The following is a 15,473-nucleotide window of genomic DNA, read 5'->3' on the forward strand; positions in this document are numbered from 1 at the left end:
CAACGGCTCCAGCCTCGGGCCCCGACGAGGAACTGACGCACCAGCAGCAGAAGTCATACCACTACTAACGATCAACTACTGGCGCAGGACACTAGCACCAAGGGGTCAGTTCCGTCATGCGCGTTCGCGTCGCCACCACCGCCCTCGGCATCACCGCCGCCCTCCTCGCCCTGCCCGCCTGCTCCACCGACACCACCGGGGCCAAGCACCAGACCCCCTCCTCCGCCCGGACGAACAAGCCGGCCGACGCCGTCCAGAAGCCGGCCTCGCTCTCCTCAGCCGCGCTCGAGTCGCGCCTGCTCGACCAGAGCGACCTCGGCAGCGGCTACCTGCCCGAGCCGGAGCGTCCGGCCCAGCACGACGACGTCACCGTCATCGGCTGCCCGGCCCTGCGTGAGCTGGGCGGCAACGCAGCGACCGGCGGCACGCTCTCCTTCCCGCACAAGGCGAAGGCAGACTTCACCTACGGCGGCAGCTCCTCGGAGATCTCCGAGGAGCTGTACAGCGACAGCGCGAAGAAACTCTCCGACGGTGTCGCCCAGATCTTCGACGCGATGACCGGCTGCCCGACCTATCAGGTCGTCGCGGGCGGCACCCCAGTCGACGTGGCCTCGCAGAAACTGCCCGCGCCCCACGACCTCGGTGACGAGCAGTGGAGCCAGCTCCTGACGTTCTCCACCGGAGGGCGGAGCACCGTGGTCAAGCAGACCGCGGTCCGCGACGGCAGTCTGCTGCTGATCGTCTCTGGCTCCCCAGCTCTCGTCGACCGCCACCTCAACAAGGCCCTCGCCAAGGTCACGGCAACGAGCTGACCTGCCTGCCCGTCACGCTGCTGCCTCCGACCCCCGTGGGTCGGAGGCAGCAGTGCGTTACTGGCCAGCGCGTTGTGCAGCGCGAGCAGCCTGGCCTGGTACCCAGGCTCGCACCTGGCCGGGCTGTACGTAGAGCACGTTCGGGTTGTGGCTGTGCGGCCCGTAGCCGCTGGAGGCGTTGACGAGGAGGTAAGCGCCTACGGGAACGTGCCAGTTCCAGAACCAGGCGTCCTGTTGCCGACCGGTGTCGCACCAAGTCACGACGGCTTTTGAGCCACGGCGTCCGTGCTGGTAGACCCGCGTGACCTGAAGGAGTTGCCCTTGCCCGGAACTTCGGTGCTGCTGGAATGCCTGCCACTGCGCCGCGAGGGCAACCGTGCGCTTGCGGCGTGAATGGACCGTCAACGCGATCGTCACGGCGACGATGAAAGCGATGGCCATAAGAGCGCCGGGGCTGGGGGGCATTGCCGCATCCTGCATCGTTCCATCGCAGGGCGGCAAACCATCCTAGGCATCGAAGACCGAGCGACCACTTCACCCGAGAAGCAAGAAAGTCCGGCACCCCTCAACTGGGAGGGTGCCGGACTGCGATCACCAAGAGTTGCGCACGGGACGTTAGGTGGCCGGCGCGCGCAGAAGACGCTCCTGGGTGGCCTCGGGCAACACCCGCCGCAGAACCGGTGCGGTCGAGCTGAGGGAGCCGGCGAAAGTGGCGACGAGATCGTGCGGGACGCTGGCGGCGAAGGAAGCCGCCCACAGACACGGTGAGCCGAGCGCAGGCTCGGCCCACGCCTGCCAGCCGGCCGGTCCCGTCTCGTCGGCCTCGGCCTCCAGGACGTGCGGGTCGGCGTCCTGGATGAGGCGCGGCACCTCGCCGAGGCTGATGTGCGAGGTGAACGTCGGATCTGTCGCTGCCGCCTGGGGCTGGTCAATGTCGCGAAACCATCCGTGGACGGCGACAGCATCGAGGACCAACTCGGATCCGGCTAGCGGCAAGGCAGGCTGCTCGCGGGCGTCGAGCGCGACGAGGAAGTCGGCCACCGCCTCGCCGGGAATGTCGCGGGTGAAGTAGGCCGACCACTGGGCGAGCGGGCTGCTCGCCTCGGCGCGTGCGGAGATCTGCCAGGCGATCGGCAGCTCTCCCAGGTGGAACGGCTCATCCGCCAGACTCCACTGGGCCCAGCGCAGGGAGTCGGGGCTGATGTGCAGGACGGTGCTGCGCAAGACCTGGCGGTCCTCCGGTGCCTCGTCCAGCTCGTGCCGTCCGCGGACAATCGTCAGGCTTGTCCAGCCCAGGCCGGCAAGCGTGTCGGCGACCACGTCGTAGAGGCGCCCATCATCACCGGCCAGGTACCGGGGGCCGACCCAGAACGCGGGCTGGCCGCCACGCGAGGCGGACGGGTCGGGCGGAAAGTCGGGGTACAGGGGCGCCTCCAAGGGGTCGGTGCGGGTCTAGTTGCCGTCGGCGCGGCGGCGGGGGCGGCGCGGGGGCGCCTGAACGGGGCCCTGCCACGTCAGGGCGATGGCGACCTCGGGCGGCAGGTGGCCGAGCTGTGCGTCCGGGTCCGGTCCTTCGGCGAGGTAGACGACGGTCCGGCCGGTCTCGTCCACCGACTGCAGGACCTGCGCCAAGCGGTGAGCCATCGGGAAGAACGGGTTCATGGCCTGGCGGACCGGAGCACTCCGGTCGCAGCCGGACAGCAGGTCGATGAGATCGCCGACGGTCATCTCCGAGGACGTCACGAACAGCCTCCTGGGGTACGAGGAAAGGGGGAGCGATGGAACGGTTCGGCGGTCGGTACAGCCAGCCGATCGCAGGGCGGACACTTCCTGTCGGTGCCCGCGTGTCAGAGGCGGCGTGAGGTCTCCAGCACGCGCGCTACGACCGCAGCGACGGTGTCCGCCGGCGTCTCGGTATCGAACGACAGGTGGTAGCCACGGACCTTGGCGGTGCCGGTGACGGCGATCTTCCATCCCTCGCCGTCCGTGCCGGGGCGTCCGAGCGGGAACCAGCCGAGGTAGAACCGGCCGTCCTTCGAGCTGATGTGCACGTCCGCACGATCATCGACGATCAGGTGGAAGTCCTCCGCGGAGAACTGGTCCATGACCAGCGTGGGCTGGCCGGGGCCGAGCTGCCACTCGCGTAGTCGCAGGGCTTCGACGGTGGTGGAGAAACCGGGGCCCGCAGGGGCTACGGTCACAGGCAATCACCTCTCTGACCTGGGCTTTCTTGCAAGGTCGTCTACGTTGACATGCCCTCGCAGCCGTTGGCCAGTCTTTCCGCGATGTTTCCTGTCTGCCCCCGGCGAACTGCTGTCTGCCGACATCGAACCCAGTCCGTGGAGTTCCTTGCCATCCCACGCAGTCGTCGCAGGTCAAGGCGTTGGTGAGCGGGGACGGCCTCACCAACGCCCTTACCAATCAAGTTAGTCGCCGCAGGTCAGCGCGGGGCGGACGACTGGATTCACTGTCCAAGGACAACTGCTGTCTGTTGTCAGCTGTAGGTTCTCAAAAACCGCGCCATATATTCTCATAGCGGACTGCACATCTAAATTGATCTACGGCATGAACCTGACGCTGGACAATGAGCCGGGCTCTGTGGCAGCGGCGGTGGGGGCCGGACCATCGCAGGGCTCCGAAAATCAAAGTGATCACTTCCTTGTCTCCCCTACCCTGCCGGACACCGACAGCCCCTCCTGACGAGGACATCCCGATGACGAGCAGCCCCGCCGTGCGCCCGGAGATCATCGACTTCTACACCCGGTCCGACGAAGCCGCACGGCTGCAGACCACTGCCACAGGCACCCTGGAGTTCGCGCGCACTCGCGAGTTACTGCGCCGCCACCTCCCACCGGCACCGGCCCGCGTGCTCGATGTCGGCGGTGGTCCCGGAACGCACGCCCGGTGGTTGGCCGACGACGGCTACACGGTGCACGTCGTGGACCCCGTCCCCAAGCACGTCACCCAGGCAGCCGCCATCGACGGCGTGACGGCCGAGCTGGGCGACGCCCGCCACCTCACCGCTTCGGACAGGATGTACGACGTCGTTCTGCTTCTCGGCCCGCTCTACCACCTCCACGACAAGACCGACCGGATCTCCGCGCTGACGGAGGCGGCCCGCGTGGCCCGGCCTGGCGGACTCATCGCCGCAGCGGCGATCTCCCGCTATTCACCCCTCCTCGACTACATCGCGACCACCGGAATCACCGAGTCCGCGATCCAGGACGGGGTCCGTGACACCCTGGCCGAGGGCCGCTACGCCGGACAGCGCGGCTTCACCGTCGCCTACTTCCAGACCTCCACCGAGCTGCGTGCGGAGGTCACGGAGGCCGGTCTTACCGATCCCCGCCTCTACGGAATCGAAGGACCCGGCTGGGTGGCGGTCAAGGCCATCGAGAAGTACACCAGCGCCAACCTCATGGGTACTGACATGTACGAGGCGGCCCTCGCTGCGGCCCGCATCGCGGAACCGCACGCGGCCCTCACCGACGCCTCTGCCCACATTCTCGCCGTCACCGGGCCCTGACCGGTCTAGGGTGTCGCCTCATGACGCTGCTGATCGTGGGTGGGTCCGGGTTCTTGGGCACCGAGCTGGTCCGGCAAGCTGTGTCGGCGGGGCGTCCGACGGCCGCGACCTATACGACCAGGGCCGGCAGTGCTCCGGGGGTTACTTGGCGCAGCCTCGACCTGCGGGATCCAGGGAGCGTGGAAGCGGTCGTGGCCGAGGTGAACCCTCGCGTCATCGTCAATGCATCGAGCGGCGGGGCCGACTGGGCAGTCACAGCCGAGGGACCCGTCCGCCTCGCGATCGCCGCGGCGAAGGCCGGAAGCAGAATGATCCAGGTCTCCACCGACGCCGTCTTCTCCGGCAAAAGCCACCTTCCCTACGACGAACACTGCAGGCCCGACCCCATCACCCCGTACGGAGCGGCGAAGGCCGCCGCGGAAACGGTGCTTCTGCTCCATCCGGACGCCGCCGTGGCCCGCACCTCGCTGATCATCGGCGACGGACAGTCCGAGCACGAACGCACCGTCCACGCACTGGCCACCGGCACCCGCGAAGGCGTCCTCTTCACAGACGACTTCCGATGCCCGGTCCACGCGAGCGATCTGGCCGCAGCGCTCCTCGAACTAGCGTCGGGCGACACGACCGGCGTCCACCACCTCGGCGGGAACCAGGCTCTCAGCCGGCACGAGCTGGGCGTGCTCATCGCCCGACGCGACGGACTCGACGCATCGCGACTGCCCACCGGCCTACGGGCCGACAGCACCCTTCCCGGGCCCCTCGACATCCGCCTCGACAGCCGCTCAACACAGCGCAAGTTGCGCACCACGCTGCGCGGCGCGCACCAGTTCCTCGCCCCGGGACGGCCTCACCAATACCCTTGCCAATCAAGTTAGTCACCGCAGGTCAGCGCGCAGGGCTTCGGCGAAGTCTGCTGACGTCTGTTTCGTGATCATGTGAGCCCGGGGAGCTGAAGGGGTCGGCTCGGGTTTCGATCGTCGTGGCGGAGGCCAGCGGCGATGTTGCTGACTCCGTCCCCCTACCGCCTACGCCGAAGCCCTGGGTACATGACGGCCGTGTGCAGGGCTGCCCGACCGAGAGCTGCTCCCGACTACATTGGCTGAGCCCCATGGTCGGACGGAGTCCCGCATGATCGTCTTTGAAGTCTTCTCCGGTGAGCTAGTCGACGGGTTGAGCCGCCAGGCCGCCGAGGCTGGCATCACCGATGCGGCGATCGTCTCCCTGATCGGGGCCGCCGACTCCTTCACCGTCTCGACCATGCCCGAAGGCGACGCCCTCAAGGACAACATCACCAAGTACGACCTGCCCGGCGAGATGACCGACACCGGCGAGATCCGCAACGGCTTTGTCCACCTCCACGTCGTCATGGGCGTCGAAGGCGACCGCGCCATCGCCGGACACCTCCACGAAGCCGTCGTCGGCACCCACTTCGCACGCGCCTACGCCATCCCCATCGCCTAATGCCTGTACCGCCCACCAGCGGCCGTCTGCAATGGATTGACGTCCCCCCGCCGCTGCGCGCTCGCCTCGAAACCGCCCTCGGCGCACCCGTCACCGACGCGGTCACCCCGGGCGGCGGCTTCGGCCACCAGCTCGCCGCCGCCCTCCGCCTGGACAGCGGCCGACGGGTCTTCGTCAAGGCCGCCCCCGACGACGACCCGCTCACTGCCGCCAACCTTTACGAGGCAGCCGTCCTCGACGCTCTGCCGCCTGGCGCTCCGGCCCCGGACCTGCTGGGCATCCACCGCGCCGCCGACTGGACCGCCATCGTCATCGCCCACCTCGACGGACCCCACCCGGACCTCTCTGCGGCCTCCGGCGACGCCGAACAGACCTGGGACCTGCTGGCCAAGCTCACCTCCAGCCCCGCCCCCGCGCCGTACACCGCGGCGGTGAGCGCCGTACCCTCCACGGCGGCCCTGCACGGCTGGGGCGAGCTCGCCGCTGATCCGCCGGACGACCTCGCCCCCGCCGCCCGCGTCCACCTGCCGCAGCTCGCCGAACTGGAAGCGACCTGGCCCGCCCTGGCCTGCGGCACCCGCATCGTCCACGGCGACCTGCGGGCCGACAACATGGTCCGCGACCACGACCGGGGTGTGACCTTCGTGGACTGGGCGCACGCCACCACCGGCCCGGCCTGTATCGATGCCGCTTCCCTCGCGCCGCAGCTCGTCCTCGCCGGACACGCGCCCGCAGACATATCCCGTCTGCTCCGTGACCACCCCGCCACCGCCAGCAGTCCCGACACCACCACGGCGTTCCTCGCTGCGCTCACCGGCCACTGGCACCGCAACGCCCGCAAGCCCTCGCCCCCCGGCGCCCCCGGACTGCGCGCCTACCAACGCCGCGCGGCAGCCGCCGGCCTCGCCCTCCTCGGCTACCGCCTGCGTTGACACCTCACTCGTCCTGCCCCGACCAGCGCTTCGTCGCGTGCGCGGAGAAACTCCTGCCCGGCCGCAGCAGCGTCTACGCTGCCCTCGCTGGAGTGACGGAGGGCGACGCGCGTGCGGCGGGCCCACTGAATCCAGGTCTCCTGGCCGCAGGCGGCCCTGACCGTTTTATGGGCGTTTGACCGCCTCCGCGAGCCTCGCGACGTCGGGCCGGACCTGCGGCCTGTCTACTCCAGCAACTCTGATTGGATCCGGTCCCAGCTCGGCCGCGGGCTGTCGACCGGATGCACGATGGTGAGGAGGCGGCCTTCGAGGAACACGTCGAGCCGGTCAGCCGTTGGAGAGTCCAGCCGACGGCGCTGGGCCCTGTGGTCCAGGGGCAGGCGCTCTCCCAGGACGCCGAGCAGCGCCTCTTGGCGTGCCGGGCCGACAGCATCGCCGCGGATCCACCGGCCGCGGACCTCAACGCCGGAGAACGTGCCGAGTGTGTCCTCACGGCCGAAGGACCGGTTCATGGCTGCCTCGACCAGCGGTTCGGCCCGCCTGATCGCCGCCTCGTGGTAGGCGCCAGCTCCATCGGCCGGACCCTCACCGCTGGACTCGGGTATGTCATCAGGCCAGTTCAGGAGGGGCTCCTCCGGTTCCAGGTTCGGGCGTCGGCGGGGATCGGGCCGGGGAACACGGAATCGCCAGGGAGTTGCGCCGCCCGGCGTGTCGATCCACCCAGTGCTGAGCCCGGCCGTGGCCGGGGAGTCGTCGGGGAGGAAGATATCGACGTAGACGCCGCCCGTGCCGAGCCAGACCCAGCTCATGAAGTAGGCGTGATCGTCGTGGTCGACGGACCACTGCGCGAGCTTCTCCAGGCGTGCCTTCTGTGGCTGGGTGCCTCTGCCGGCAGGGAACATCTGCTGGTGGTCGCGGCGGCGGCCCCGCGCCTCTCCGGCGAGCGGACCGGCGGCAAGGTCGTACAGCAGGTCCGGCCGCACACCCTTCTTCGCGTAGGTGCCGACTAGTTTCCCGGGCAGGATGTCGAAGCTGCTGAGACCGTTGGCCCCTGGCTCCCAGTCGAAGAGGGCCTCGCTGACCGCGGTCATCACCCCAAGGCCGGTGCACTCGCTGACGAAACGCCGGATGTGGAGGGAGCTGGAGTCGAGGGCGGGGCAGTCGACCCCGAGCGGGCCTGTACCCGGGCTGCCGGCGATATAGCTGAGCAGGAGGCTGATCTCGTGATCGCGCACACGCTGATCGACCGTCTTGCGCAGGTCGCAGGCAAGGGCGTTGATGTTGACCACAGCAGCCAACGACACCGGCAGAGAGCCCTGTCCGATCTCGACGGCCTGGACAGCCTCGGCGCCGGCCATGCCCTTCTCAACCGTGAAACGCCACACCCGGGCACGCACCGTACTCATGGGGGAAGCCTATGGCCGCCGTCCGCCGGTGCGGACTCTGGCTCCGTAGGACCCTGCAACGCGCTGGCCTACGCGGCATCCCCGATCGTCACCGGGTGCCGGACAGCCTTCTTCACGTCCATCTCGACCGAGACCCGGTCCTTGCCCTCCGCCTTTGCGTACGCCGTCACCTTCATCTGGAACTCCGCGGAGGCGTCGAACCAGGGCTTCCACGACTCCGCGCTGTAGGGCAGGTCCTTGACCGCGTCGTTCGCCTCGACGGCAGCGCGCTCCAGGTCGATCAGGTCATCGAACGAAATAGCGGTCACGTCGAAGGACCCTACGTCCGGCCACGGCAAGGCCGGTCCCTCCCGTCCGTGGTCGGCGAGCCGAACCAATCGGGTTGCGCGGTCCCCTTCCCTGCCCGATCCTTCTAGGTTCGCCACATTCACATCTGAAGGGCCGCACCGGTGACCTCGACGACCAACGACCCCCTCGCCGCGCTCCAGGCCGTGGACCCGCGCGTCCTGCATTTCACGCCGTTCGGGCTCGGCGGACCCATGCGGCCCCAGGACGCCGCGGACTATCAGCAGCGTCTGATCAGCAACCTGGTCCTCGCCGACGACGTGGCACAGACGACCTGCCAGAAGTTCGAGCAGCTGTGCGCCGGCTACGCCCACGGGCTGTTGTGCTACGACCTGTTCACGCTGGTCTCGGACGCCGCCAAGCTGACGCTGGAGCAGGCGCTGCGGGACCGGTTCGCCGCCCACCACCACGGCACCATCACCGCCCGGAACCAGGAAGGAAGCGAGCGCCAGATCGCCTACACCAGCTATGCAGACTTCCACGATCAGTACAAGAGGCTCCGCAAGCCCGAGATCCGGATGGGCAGTTCGAACACCTGGGCCCCGTTCAACGGAATGCTCGACGGACTGCTGAAGTGGGCGCGGCGCGAGGGCCTGCTGCGTGGCCAGCGAAACCGCGGTATCGAGAGGGCGAAGAAGAACCTGCGGAACGTCACCGCCCACGGCATGTTCCACCTCCTCACTCCCGTCGACGTGTACAGGGATCTGTCCGACCTCGCGGAGATCATCAACCATTTGTGGGGCCACGCGACGCCGGGAGGCCGGCTCTACCCGGCACCGATCCCGCGCGACGTGGTCGCCATCCGGTGGAACACCACCACCGGCTCCGTGAGGGCCGGGCACGCAGCCCAGCTCGCCGACGAGCAGGAGCAAGAGGAGGAGGACGGATTCACCTTCGTACTCGTGCGCGCGGTCTTCTGGCCCGGGGAGCGAGAGGATCCCAATCTGATGGAGTACGACGCCCGGAACGCCACCACGCACTTTCCGGCGGAGTACCTGTGGGGCCCCGGCAGCCGCACGCAGGCCATCGCCTGGCTTGAGCAGGAAGGGCCCGAGCCGGACAGCTGCGACAGCCTGGACCAGGTCTTCGTGATCCGCGTCCACGACGACCGCATCCACCTTCCGATGTACCCAGGCGTCGCCGCGGCGCTCCTGCCCGCGGAGCAGCAGGGATCCTGGTACGCGGTCCGCGCCGACGGCCCGGCCGAGGTGTTCGCACACGCGCGCGCCGCGTCGACTGCCGCAAACGGGCATGCCCGGACCGGAGAGTGCGAGCAGTGCCCCGTGGAAACCATCGCCAGCGGAGACCTCGTCACGGTCCTCCGAGCCGCGCGGGACGCCGGCGCCGACATCAGTCCGCTGACGACGCCCGACGTGCGCACCCCATTCGCCGACCTGATGGCTCCCCGGTCGGTCGCCGCCTCGCCCTGACGTGAGAAGTCCCGCCCGGGTCTATCGCCGTCGGGGAGGGGGGCGGGATGCCGTCGCTACCGCCATGGCCTCGGCCTGGTGGACGATGACGTTGACCGCGCCGTACGACCGCTCCACGTGCCCGTCCAGGAGGACGACGGAGGCTTCAAGCAGGATGGGGCGGCAGCGTTCCCACACGGGTGGGGGAGAAGACGAGGCTAACCATGCCGCTCGCGTCCTCCAGTGCGCCGAAGGCGACACTGTTCGCGGTGGGCGGGCGCTGGAGGTATTTGCAAATCCGCCGAGTTTGCCTCACAGCCGAATACGGCCGCCAGGCCGTGCCCACGCCGTGGTGGATCCAAGGTCACCCGGTCCACGACGAGCAGCCCGGAACCGACGTACTCAAGCAGCTCGCTGACTTCGCTGGTGAAGGAGCCCGTCTCGGGATCGAGGAGGACCTGGGCGGTCTCGTACAGCTCCTCCGACTCTTGCTCCATAGCCCAGTAAGCATTTCGGCCGCGGTCGAGGTGCACCCGGTAGAACGTCATCGACCCCCCGGTGCCGTCCTCGACCGTGCACGCGGGGCACTCCACGGTGACGCAGCTGCTCGTGGCCGCCGGCCCCTGGCCTCCGTCGTGCACACGCCGACGGTGCAGGACGGACACGCTCCATCGCTCCAGCGCGTCGGCCTGCGGGGGTGTCCCAGAGTTCGTCGTCGTAGTAGATGCGCAGGTACAGGTCGGAGGGATCACCTGGAAACTGAGGCCGCTCGTTCACCCGGTAAACCTAGACGTTCAGGTCCTGCACGATGGCCTCAAGGACCGCACCCGAACCCTCGATCGACGTGGGCATCACGACACCGACCACCGTTCGGTGAACGGCACCGCCCCACAGCAGCGACGGCTCTGGCTTCTTGGTCACGATCCGCAGGATCCCCTGTCCGGGAGCCCCCTCGATCCGGAAGCCGGGTTGGAGGCGCGAGAGCCACCCGTGGTCCACGGCCACCGCTGCGCCCCGTAGCGCGCCGATACGCAGGCCCCGGGTCACCCAGGTCGACCAGACGACCTCGCTCCAGTCCGAGCCGTCGGCCGGGTCCGGAATGACGTCTGAGAGGTCGGGGTGCTGCTCAGCCACCCAGCGTGAGGGCTGCGCTTTACGGAGGACCCACTGCCCATCCCGACCTATCTCGCCAGGGTCGAGCCCCGGGGTGAGGCGCATGTCGAGAGCGACGTGACCGTCGGTGATCCGGTCGCCGTGGACCCAGACCTTGTCCTTATTGACGACCCAGTCGCAGAGCCGCTCCATTGACGCTGTCACTCGTTGTGCTCCCAGGAGAGATCGTTGCCCTTCCACAGTAGGGCGGGGAGCACGGAAAGCCTCTCTCAGACGACCTCTCCGCCTGCGGCCGACGCCAGAGCCACGCTCCGGGCGAACAGCCCCGCGTGCCCATCGCACGCGTAGAAGCGGCGGCCGTCATCGGGGCCAGCACAGGGCTCGAACCACATCACGGCGGCATGTCGGCATGAGTGGTGGTCACCGTCGTGGGGGTCGGTTATCAGATCCGCCAGTCCCATCCGCGCGTGAGTCATCCGTGGAGGCCAGCCGCAGACCGTCACGTGCGGCGTTGCGGGTCGGGCGCGAGCGAGATGGTCATCCAGGGTGCCGCCGCTTCGCGGTAGCTGTGCCCGACCGGAGCTAGTTCGGCGCTGCGGGTGAGGCTGAAGATCGTCACCATGATCATGTCCGAGCCGTCGGCGACGGAGGTGAGCTGAGTGCGGCAGCGCTGGCAGGATCCTCGGTAAAGCGTCGGCCAAGTGGAGAAGTAAGTCGGCTCTCCTGCCGGGCCCGTCCACTTCAGGGCGTCCCTGTGGAACCCGACCCATGCCATCGCCGGCGAACCGGACAGCCGCGTGCAGTGCTCGCACGAGCACAAGTGGGGATCATCCGGGATGCCGGACGCCTCGTACACGTGATCACCACACTGGCAGCGCCCACTCCACAGGTCGGGGACGACGATTCGCTCGGCCATAGGGACGGCTCCTCTGGTGCGGGAAAGCTGATACCGGAGGCAGTGTGCCGCACCCGCGCCATCACACTGGTGTTCGGCACCAGCCGACCCCAACACGATGCCGAGTCCACTCTTGAAGGCGAATATCCGTACGAACCTTCACGGTTCGGGCGTCGCACTACGCGAAAACCACGCGCGGGCAGCAGGTGCAGCCCCGCCTCCGCTCGCATCGGACACGCCCACGACAAAGCCCCCGGAATCGAAGGAGGAATGATTCGGGGGCTTTGCGGAGTACCGCGGGCGAGGTCAGCTCGCGGTGGAGCCGTCGTCGGTGGAGTTGTCCGGGCGCCGGCGACGGGCCACGACGAGGGTGCCTCCGCCTGCAGCGATCAGGACTCCGGCGCCGCCGATCAGCCACGGGGTGGCGTCGGCGCCGGTGTGCGCGAGCGAGCCAGCGGGAGCGGGCGCCGCGGAGCCCGACGCGGTCTCGTCGGAGGTCGGAGTACCCGAGGCGGACGGCACCGGCACGTCCTCGTCCTTGCCGGGCTTGGCCGGGGAGGGCTTGTCGCTCGGCTTCTCGGTGGGCTTGCCGGTTGGCTTCTCTGTGGGCGGCGGGGTGGTGGCACTCTTGGCGTTGGTGACGGTCACGGTCACAGGATCGCCAGGCTTGGCCTTGAACGCCTTCGAGGGCTTGTAGATGTCGTAGCCGGCGGGTGCCTTCACCTGCTTGACCCAGAAGTCGCTGCCCGTACGGGAGTTGATGGTCAGCTTGCCGCTGGCGGTGCCGTCGGAGCCGGTAGTCAGCGTCAGGATGATCTTGTCGCCGCTGCCGATGTTGACCGTGGATCCGGCCAGCATCTTGCCGGTCTTGTCGTCCTTGGCCTTCAGCAGGACCGAGGCGGCCTTGAACGGAACGACGATCGTCAGCGGCGTGTCCGTGCCGGGGGTGACGATCACGTCCTGGTCGTCAACCGTGTCGTGCAGTGCGCTGCCGGAAGCCGTCTCCTTGAGCCGGTAGACGCCCGGGGCGAGGTCGGGGAAGGTCAGCTTCCCCTGTGCGTCGGTCTTCCCGCGTCCAGCTTCCTGGCCGGCGGAGTCGAGCAGCAGGAACACGGCGCCAGGGAACGCGTCCCCGGCCGTGTCCTTGGTGGTGATCTCGACGCTGCCTGCGTCCGGGGCCGGTGTCGCGGCGGGGGCGGCGGAGGCCGAGGGGGCCGGTTCGGAGGGCTGGGCGCTCGCGGCCGGTGCCCAGGCGAGGGTGCCGGTCACCAGGACGGCGACGGCGGCGGATCTGACGAAAGGTGCGTGCACGAGGAGGAGGACTCCTTGATCAAGGGGGGAAGGTCATCGGGTTCGACCAGAGACCAAAGCGGGAGGCGGCGGGGCAACAGGTGTGTTGCCGTGCAGCTGCTTGACTGTCGTGGTCGCGAGGTAGAGGGCGCGGCGGGTGTGGACGGGGACGTCCTGGACGGTGCGGTGCAGTGGCTCGGTGGAGATGAGCGAGGCGGTGAAGGCCGCGACGAGTGTGGTGGGCGTGCCGATGGAGAAGCGTGCCGTCCAGTGCGGCTCGCTGGGGTATCCGCCCCAGGACCGCCAGGCCGGTCCGCTGGAGCCGCTGATGGCGTATCGGTGGCGTACGCCGCCGAGTTCTTCCGGGGTGAGGAAGGTCTGTGTGCCGTCGGTCTTGACGTCGTGGCTCCAGCCGCGGGCAAGGAGCGGCGCGTACGCCTCGTGCGGCGCCGTCTCGTCCTCGAACAGCCGGTCTTGGTCGCTGTGCCGGTCTTCGAGGTAGAGGTCGAGCAACTCGGCATGAACGTCGTGCAGCAGCTCCACGGGGGTGGTGGCGTCGAACGTGATCTGCCAGGCCAGCGCGGAGAACGGGGCCCGGTGCGCATTGATCGTCCACGTGCCCTTGTCTGTCTTGTCGGGCTGAGGGTCGTAGGTGGTCTGCAGTCTCAGGCACGGGCTGAAGCCGCGGCCGTGCCTGCGTCGGTCTGAGCGAACGGCCAGCCCTCGTCGAAAGGGAAGGCCCATACAGCGCGAGGGTCGGCGGCGCCGGGCCCGGCGAGGTGGCGGGGAAGGACCTGCACGGCCTGGGCCGGTTCAAGGTTCTCAAAGGGGTGGGTCATCACGGGCAGGGCTCCTGCTGGAAGAGTGCGGAACGCCGGGGCTGGCGGTAACAAGCGCGGATCAGCGGGCGCGGGCGCCGCTGCGGGCGACGGGCACGGCGGGAACCGTGGGCGCGGTCCGGCCCGCGGTGCAGTTCGGCGCGGACGCGGTCCAGGCGCCGGGGAACCAGACGGCGGTGTACTGCTCGATGGCGTCGCGCAACCCGGTGGTGACGGCGCCCTCCCACGGTGGCCGGCCGGGGCGGTGGTACGTGTCGAAGGTGCCGTACTGCTTGGTGTTCGGCCGGGTGTTGGTGGCTTCGTCGCGGCGGTGGAATGTGCCGTGGTCCAGGAAGCTGAGGGCGACTGCGTCGATCTCGCCGCGGTCCGGATGGACGACCGCCAGGCGCAGGCCGCCGTAGGTGTCCGCGTAGATGGTGCGGCTGAAGTCGATCCGCATCCGCAGGGGCGCACCCGGGGTTGGGGCGGCGTAGTAGGTGTTGCCCACGATGGCGTGGTCGTGGAAGGGGAGGCACAGCTCGGCGAAGAACTCGGGAGCCTGCAGGGACAAGAGGGGTCTCCGGGAGGGGGCGGGATGGTCCTACCGGCGTGGACCGGGCAGGGCGGGTCGGCTGGTGGTGCTCCAGCGCGGGACGCTGGCCGCGGGCAGGGCGGCCGGGCGGCGGGACGCGACGGCCCGCTGCACGTCGAGTGGGGTGGGGGTCGGCGGTCCGGGTGGAAGGATCGGGGTGAGCTGGGCCATGCCCTTGATGTAGCTGAAGGTCGCGTCGCGCCACCGGGGCAGCGGTGCCGGATCGGCGACGCACTGGGTGACGGCGGTGAGGAGGGCGACGGGGGTGTCGGTGCTGGCCGTGGCGTACCAGACGGGTCGGTCGATGGACTTGCCCGCCCACAGCTGCCAGCGGGCGTCCCGCGTCGTCAGCTCGGCTTCGGGATCGAGGTCGCCGGTGGTGAACTCCATGCCGGCGAGTCCGTCCGGGGCCTGGACCGCGAAGACGCCCCAGCGCGGGCGGTCGATCTCCCAGCCCCGTTTCAGGAGGGGGACGACGGCGAGGAAGGGGTCGTGCTCGTCGTTCCCGGAGACCGGCCGGGCGAGGTAGGTGTCCGGCCCCTGCTCGTACGCCGTGGCGAGGACGGTGGTGAACGCCTGCACGAACTCGGTGGGGACGCGGTCGTTGAAACAAACCCCCCACGCCGGCGGTCCGAACGAGTCCTTGTAGGCGTTGATGCGCCAGAGCCCGTCATCCTCACCCTCGGGCAGGTATCCCAGGCGAATACGCCGATCGGGAGCGCTCAGGTACACGTTGGAGTCCTCGTCGTACCGGAGGTCCCAGCCGAGGTCGAGGAGAGGCGCGAGGGCGGGATCGCCGGTCCCGGTGGTGGAGGCGAGATGGCGGGGGGAGACGTAGACGTCGCCGTCGAGCTCTTCGGTGTCGGGCACGAAA

General features: G+C 69.1%; 18 protein-coding genes. 6 read left to right on the forward strand and 12 right to left on the reverse strand.

The window, feature by feature from the left end; genetic code table 11:
* The first annotated feature begins 116 nt into the window (after positions 1-116).
* On the forward strand, positions 117-812 hold the full coding sequence (locus tag ABZT12_RS28440) for a hypothetical protein (RefSeq protein WP_356389767.1): 696 nt from the start codon (positions 117-119) through the stop codon (positions 810-812).
* A 57-nt stretch (positions 813-869) separates the two neighbouring features.
* Here the strand turns inward: ABZT12_RS28440 and ABZT12_RS28445 are convergent, their stop codons facing one another.
* From ABZT12_RS28445 to ABZT12_RS28460, 4 genes are all read right to left on the reverse strand, one after another.
* A complete protein-coding gene (locus tag ABZT12_RS28445) occupies positions 870-1,292 on the reverse strand; it encodes a hypothetical protein (protein ID WP_356389769.1) in 423 nt (140 codons plus the stop codon).
* A 135-nt stretch (positions 1,293-1,427) separates the two neighbouring features.
* Complete coding sequence (locus ABZT12_RS28450) at positions 1,428-2,249, reverse strand: DUF317 domain-containing protein (RefSeq protein WP_356389771.1); 822 nt, start codon at positions 2,247-2,249, stop codon at positions 1,428-1,430.
* A gap of 15 nt (positions 2,250-2,264) precedes the next feature.
* Positions 2,265-2,555, reverse strand: coding sequence for a hypothetical protein (locus ABZT12_RS28455; protein ID WP_356389773.1), 291 nt, complete (start codon positions 2,553-2,555; stop codon positions 2,265-2,267).
* A gap of 104 nt (positions 2,556-2,659) precedes the next feature.
* Complete coding sequence (locus ABZT12_RS28460) at positions 2,660-3,013, reverse strand: DUF317 domain-containing protein (RefSeq protein ID WP_356389775.1); 354 nt, start codon at positions 3,011-3,013, stop codon at positions 2,660-2,662.
* A gap of 512 nt (positions 3,014-3,525) precedes the next feature.
* Between ABZT12_RS28460 and ABZT12_RS28465 the strand changes: the two genes are divergently transcribed.
* From ABZT12_RS28465 to ABZT12_RS28480, 4 genes are all read left to right on the forward strand, one after another.
* Positions 3,526-4,338, forward strand: a complete 813-nt coding sequence (locus ABZT12_RS28465; protein WP_356389777.1) for a class I SAM-dependent methyltransferase — start codon at positions 3,526-3,528, stop codon at positions 4,336-4,338.
* A 20-nt stretch (positions 4,339-4,358) separates the two neighbouring features.
* A complete protein-coding gene (locus tag ABZT12_RS28470; RefSeq protein ID WP_356389778.1) occupies positions 4,359-5,213 on the forward strand; it encodes a sugar nucleotide-binding protein in 855 nt (284 codons plus the stop codon).
* Positions 5,214-5,466: 253 nt separating this feature from the next.
* Complete coding sequence (locus ABZT12_RS28475; protein WP_356389779.1) at positions 5,467-5,799, forward strand: DUF296 domain-containing protein; 333 nt, start codon at positions 5,467-5,469, stop codon at positions 5,797-5,799.
* Positions 5,799-6,731, forward strand: a complete 933-nt coding sequence (locus ABZT12_RS28480) for a phosphotransferase (protein ID WP_356389780.1) — start codon at positions 5,799-5,801, stop codon at positions 6,729-6,731. The genes ABZT12_RS28475 and ABZT12_RS28480 overlap by 1 nt, the downstream gene beginning before the upstream one ends.
* Positions 6,732-6,955: 224 nt before the next feature.
* Here ABZT12_RS28480 and ABZT12_RS28485 read toward each other — a convergent pair whose 3' ends face one another.
* Both ABZT12_RS28485 and ABZT12_RS28490 read right to left on the reverse strand, forming a co-directional pair.
* Positions 6,956-8,137, reverse strand: coding sequence for a hypothetical protein (locus tag ABZT12_RS28485; protein WP_356389781.1), 1,182 nt, complete (start codon positions 8,135-8,137; stop codon positions 6,956-6,958).
* A 68-nt stretch (positions 8,138-8,205) separates the two neighbouring features.
* Entirely contained in the window at positions 8,206-8,445 is a 240-nt protein-coding gene (locus ABZT12_RS28490; RefSeq protein WP_356389782.1) for a hypothetical protein, read from the reverse strand.
* A 141-nt stretch (positions 8,446-8,586) separates the two neighbouring features.
* Between ABZT12_RS28490 and ABZT12_RS28495 the strand changes: the two genes are divergently transcribed.
* Positions 8,587-9,912, forward strand: coding sequence for a hypothetical protein (locus tag ABZT12_RS28495; protein ID WP_356389784.1), 1,326 nt, complete (start codon positions 8,587-8,589; stop codon positions 9,910-9,912).
* A gap of 765 nt (positions 9,913-10,677) precedes the next feature.
* Here the strand turns inward: ABZT12_RS28495 and ABZT12_RS28500 are convergent.
* The 6 genes from ABZT12_RS28500 to ABZT12_RS28525 form a co-directional block, all read right to left on the reverse strand.
* Positions 10,678-11,208, reverse strand: coding sequence for a hypothetical protein (locus ABZT12_RS28500; RefSeq protein ID WP_356389786.1), 531 nt, complete (start codon positions 11,206-11,208; stop codon positions 10,678-10,680).
* A gap of 295 nt (positions 11,209-11,503) precedes the next feature.
* Positions 11,504-11,920, reverse strand: coding sequence for a GFA family protein (locus ABZT12_RS28505; protein WP_356389788.1), 417 nt, complete (start codon positions 11,918-11,920; stop codon positions 11,504-11,506).
* A gap of 285 nt (positions 11,921-12,205) precedes the next feature.
* Positions 12,206-13,210 carry a SpaA isopeptide-forming pilin-related protein gene (locus ABZT12_RS28510; protein ID WP_356389790.1) on the reverse strand — a complete coding sequence of 335 codons (1,005 nt, stop codon included), beginning with the start codon at positions 13,208-13,210 and terminating at the stop codon, positions 12,206-12,208.
* 33 nt (positions 13,211-13,243) lie between these two features.
* Complete coding sequence (locus tag ABZT12_RS28515) at positions 13,244-13,933, reverse strand: DUF317 domain-containing protein (protein WP_356389792.1); 690 nt, start codon at positions 13,931-13,933, stop codon at positions 13,244-13,246.
* A gap of 156 nt (positions 13,934-14,089) precedes the next feature.
* On the reverse strand, positions 14,090-14,578 hold the full coding sequence (locus ABZT12_RS28520) for a hypothetical protein (protein ID WP_356389794.1): 489 nt from the start codon (positions 14,576-14,578) through the stop codon (positions 14,090-14,092).
* 30 nt (positions 14,579-14,608) lie between these two features.
* Positions 14,609-15,469 carry a DUF317 domain-containing protein gene (locus ABZT12_RS28525; RefSeq protein WP_356389796.1) on the reverse strand — a complete coding sequence of 287 codons (861 nt, stop codon included), beginning with the start codon at positions 15,467-15,469 and terminating at the stop codon, positions 14,609-14,611.
* Between the last annotated feature and the right edge of the window lie 4 nt (positions 15,470-15,473).

Source organism: Streptomyces sp. NPDC005423 (genome assembly GCF_040606415.1).
Taxonomy (GTDB): Bacteria; Actinomycetota; Actinomycetes; order Streptomycetales; family Streptomycetaceae; genus Streptomyces.

Bases quoted from the DNA above. Each gene is read 5' to 3' on its own strand.
- ABZT12_RS28470 (WP_356389778.1), top strand. From the start codon at position 4,359: ATGACGCTGCTGATCGTGGGTGGGTCCGGGTTCTTGGGCACCGAGCTG.
- ABZT12_RS28505 (WP_356389788.1), bottom strand. From the start codon at position 11,920: ATGGCCGAGCGAATCGTCGTCCCCGACCTGTGGAGTGGGCGCTGCCAG.
- ABZT12_RS28465 (WP_356389777.1), top strand. From the start codon at position 3,526: ATGACGAGCAGCCCCGCCGTGCGCCCGGAGATCATCGACTTCTACACC.
- ABZT12_RS28485 (WP_356389781.1), bottom strand. From the start codon at position 8,137: ATGAGTACGGTGCGTGCCCGGGTGTGGCGTTTCACGGTTGAGAAGGGC.
- ABZT12_RS28515 (WP_356389792.1), bottom strand. From the start codon at position 13,933: ATGGGCCTTCCCTTTCGACGAGGGCTGGCCGTTCGCTCAGACCGACGC.
- ABZT12_RS28440 (WP_356389767.1), top strand. From the start codon at position 117: ATGCGCGTTCGCGTCGCCACCACCGCCCTCGGCATCACCGCCGCCCTC.
- ABZT12_RS28480 (WP_356389780.1), top strand. From the start codon at position 5,799: ATGCCTGTACCGCCCACCAGCGGCCGTCTGCAATGGATTGACGTCCCC.
- ABZT12_RS28445 (WP_356389769.1), bottom strand. From the start codon at position 1,292: ATGCAGGATGCGGCAATGCCCCCCAGCCCCGGCGCTCTTATGGCCATC.
- ABZT12_RS28475 (WP_356389779.1), top strand. From the start codon at position 5,467: ATGATCGTCTTTGAAGTCTTCTCCGGTGAGCTAGTCGACGGGTTGAGC.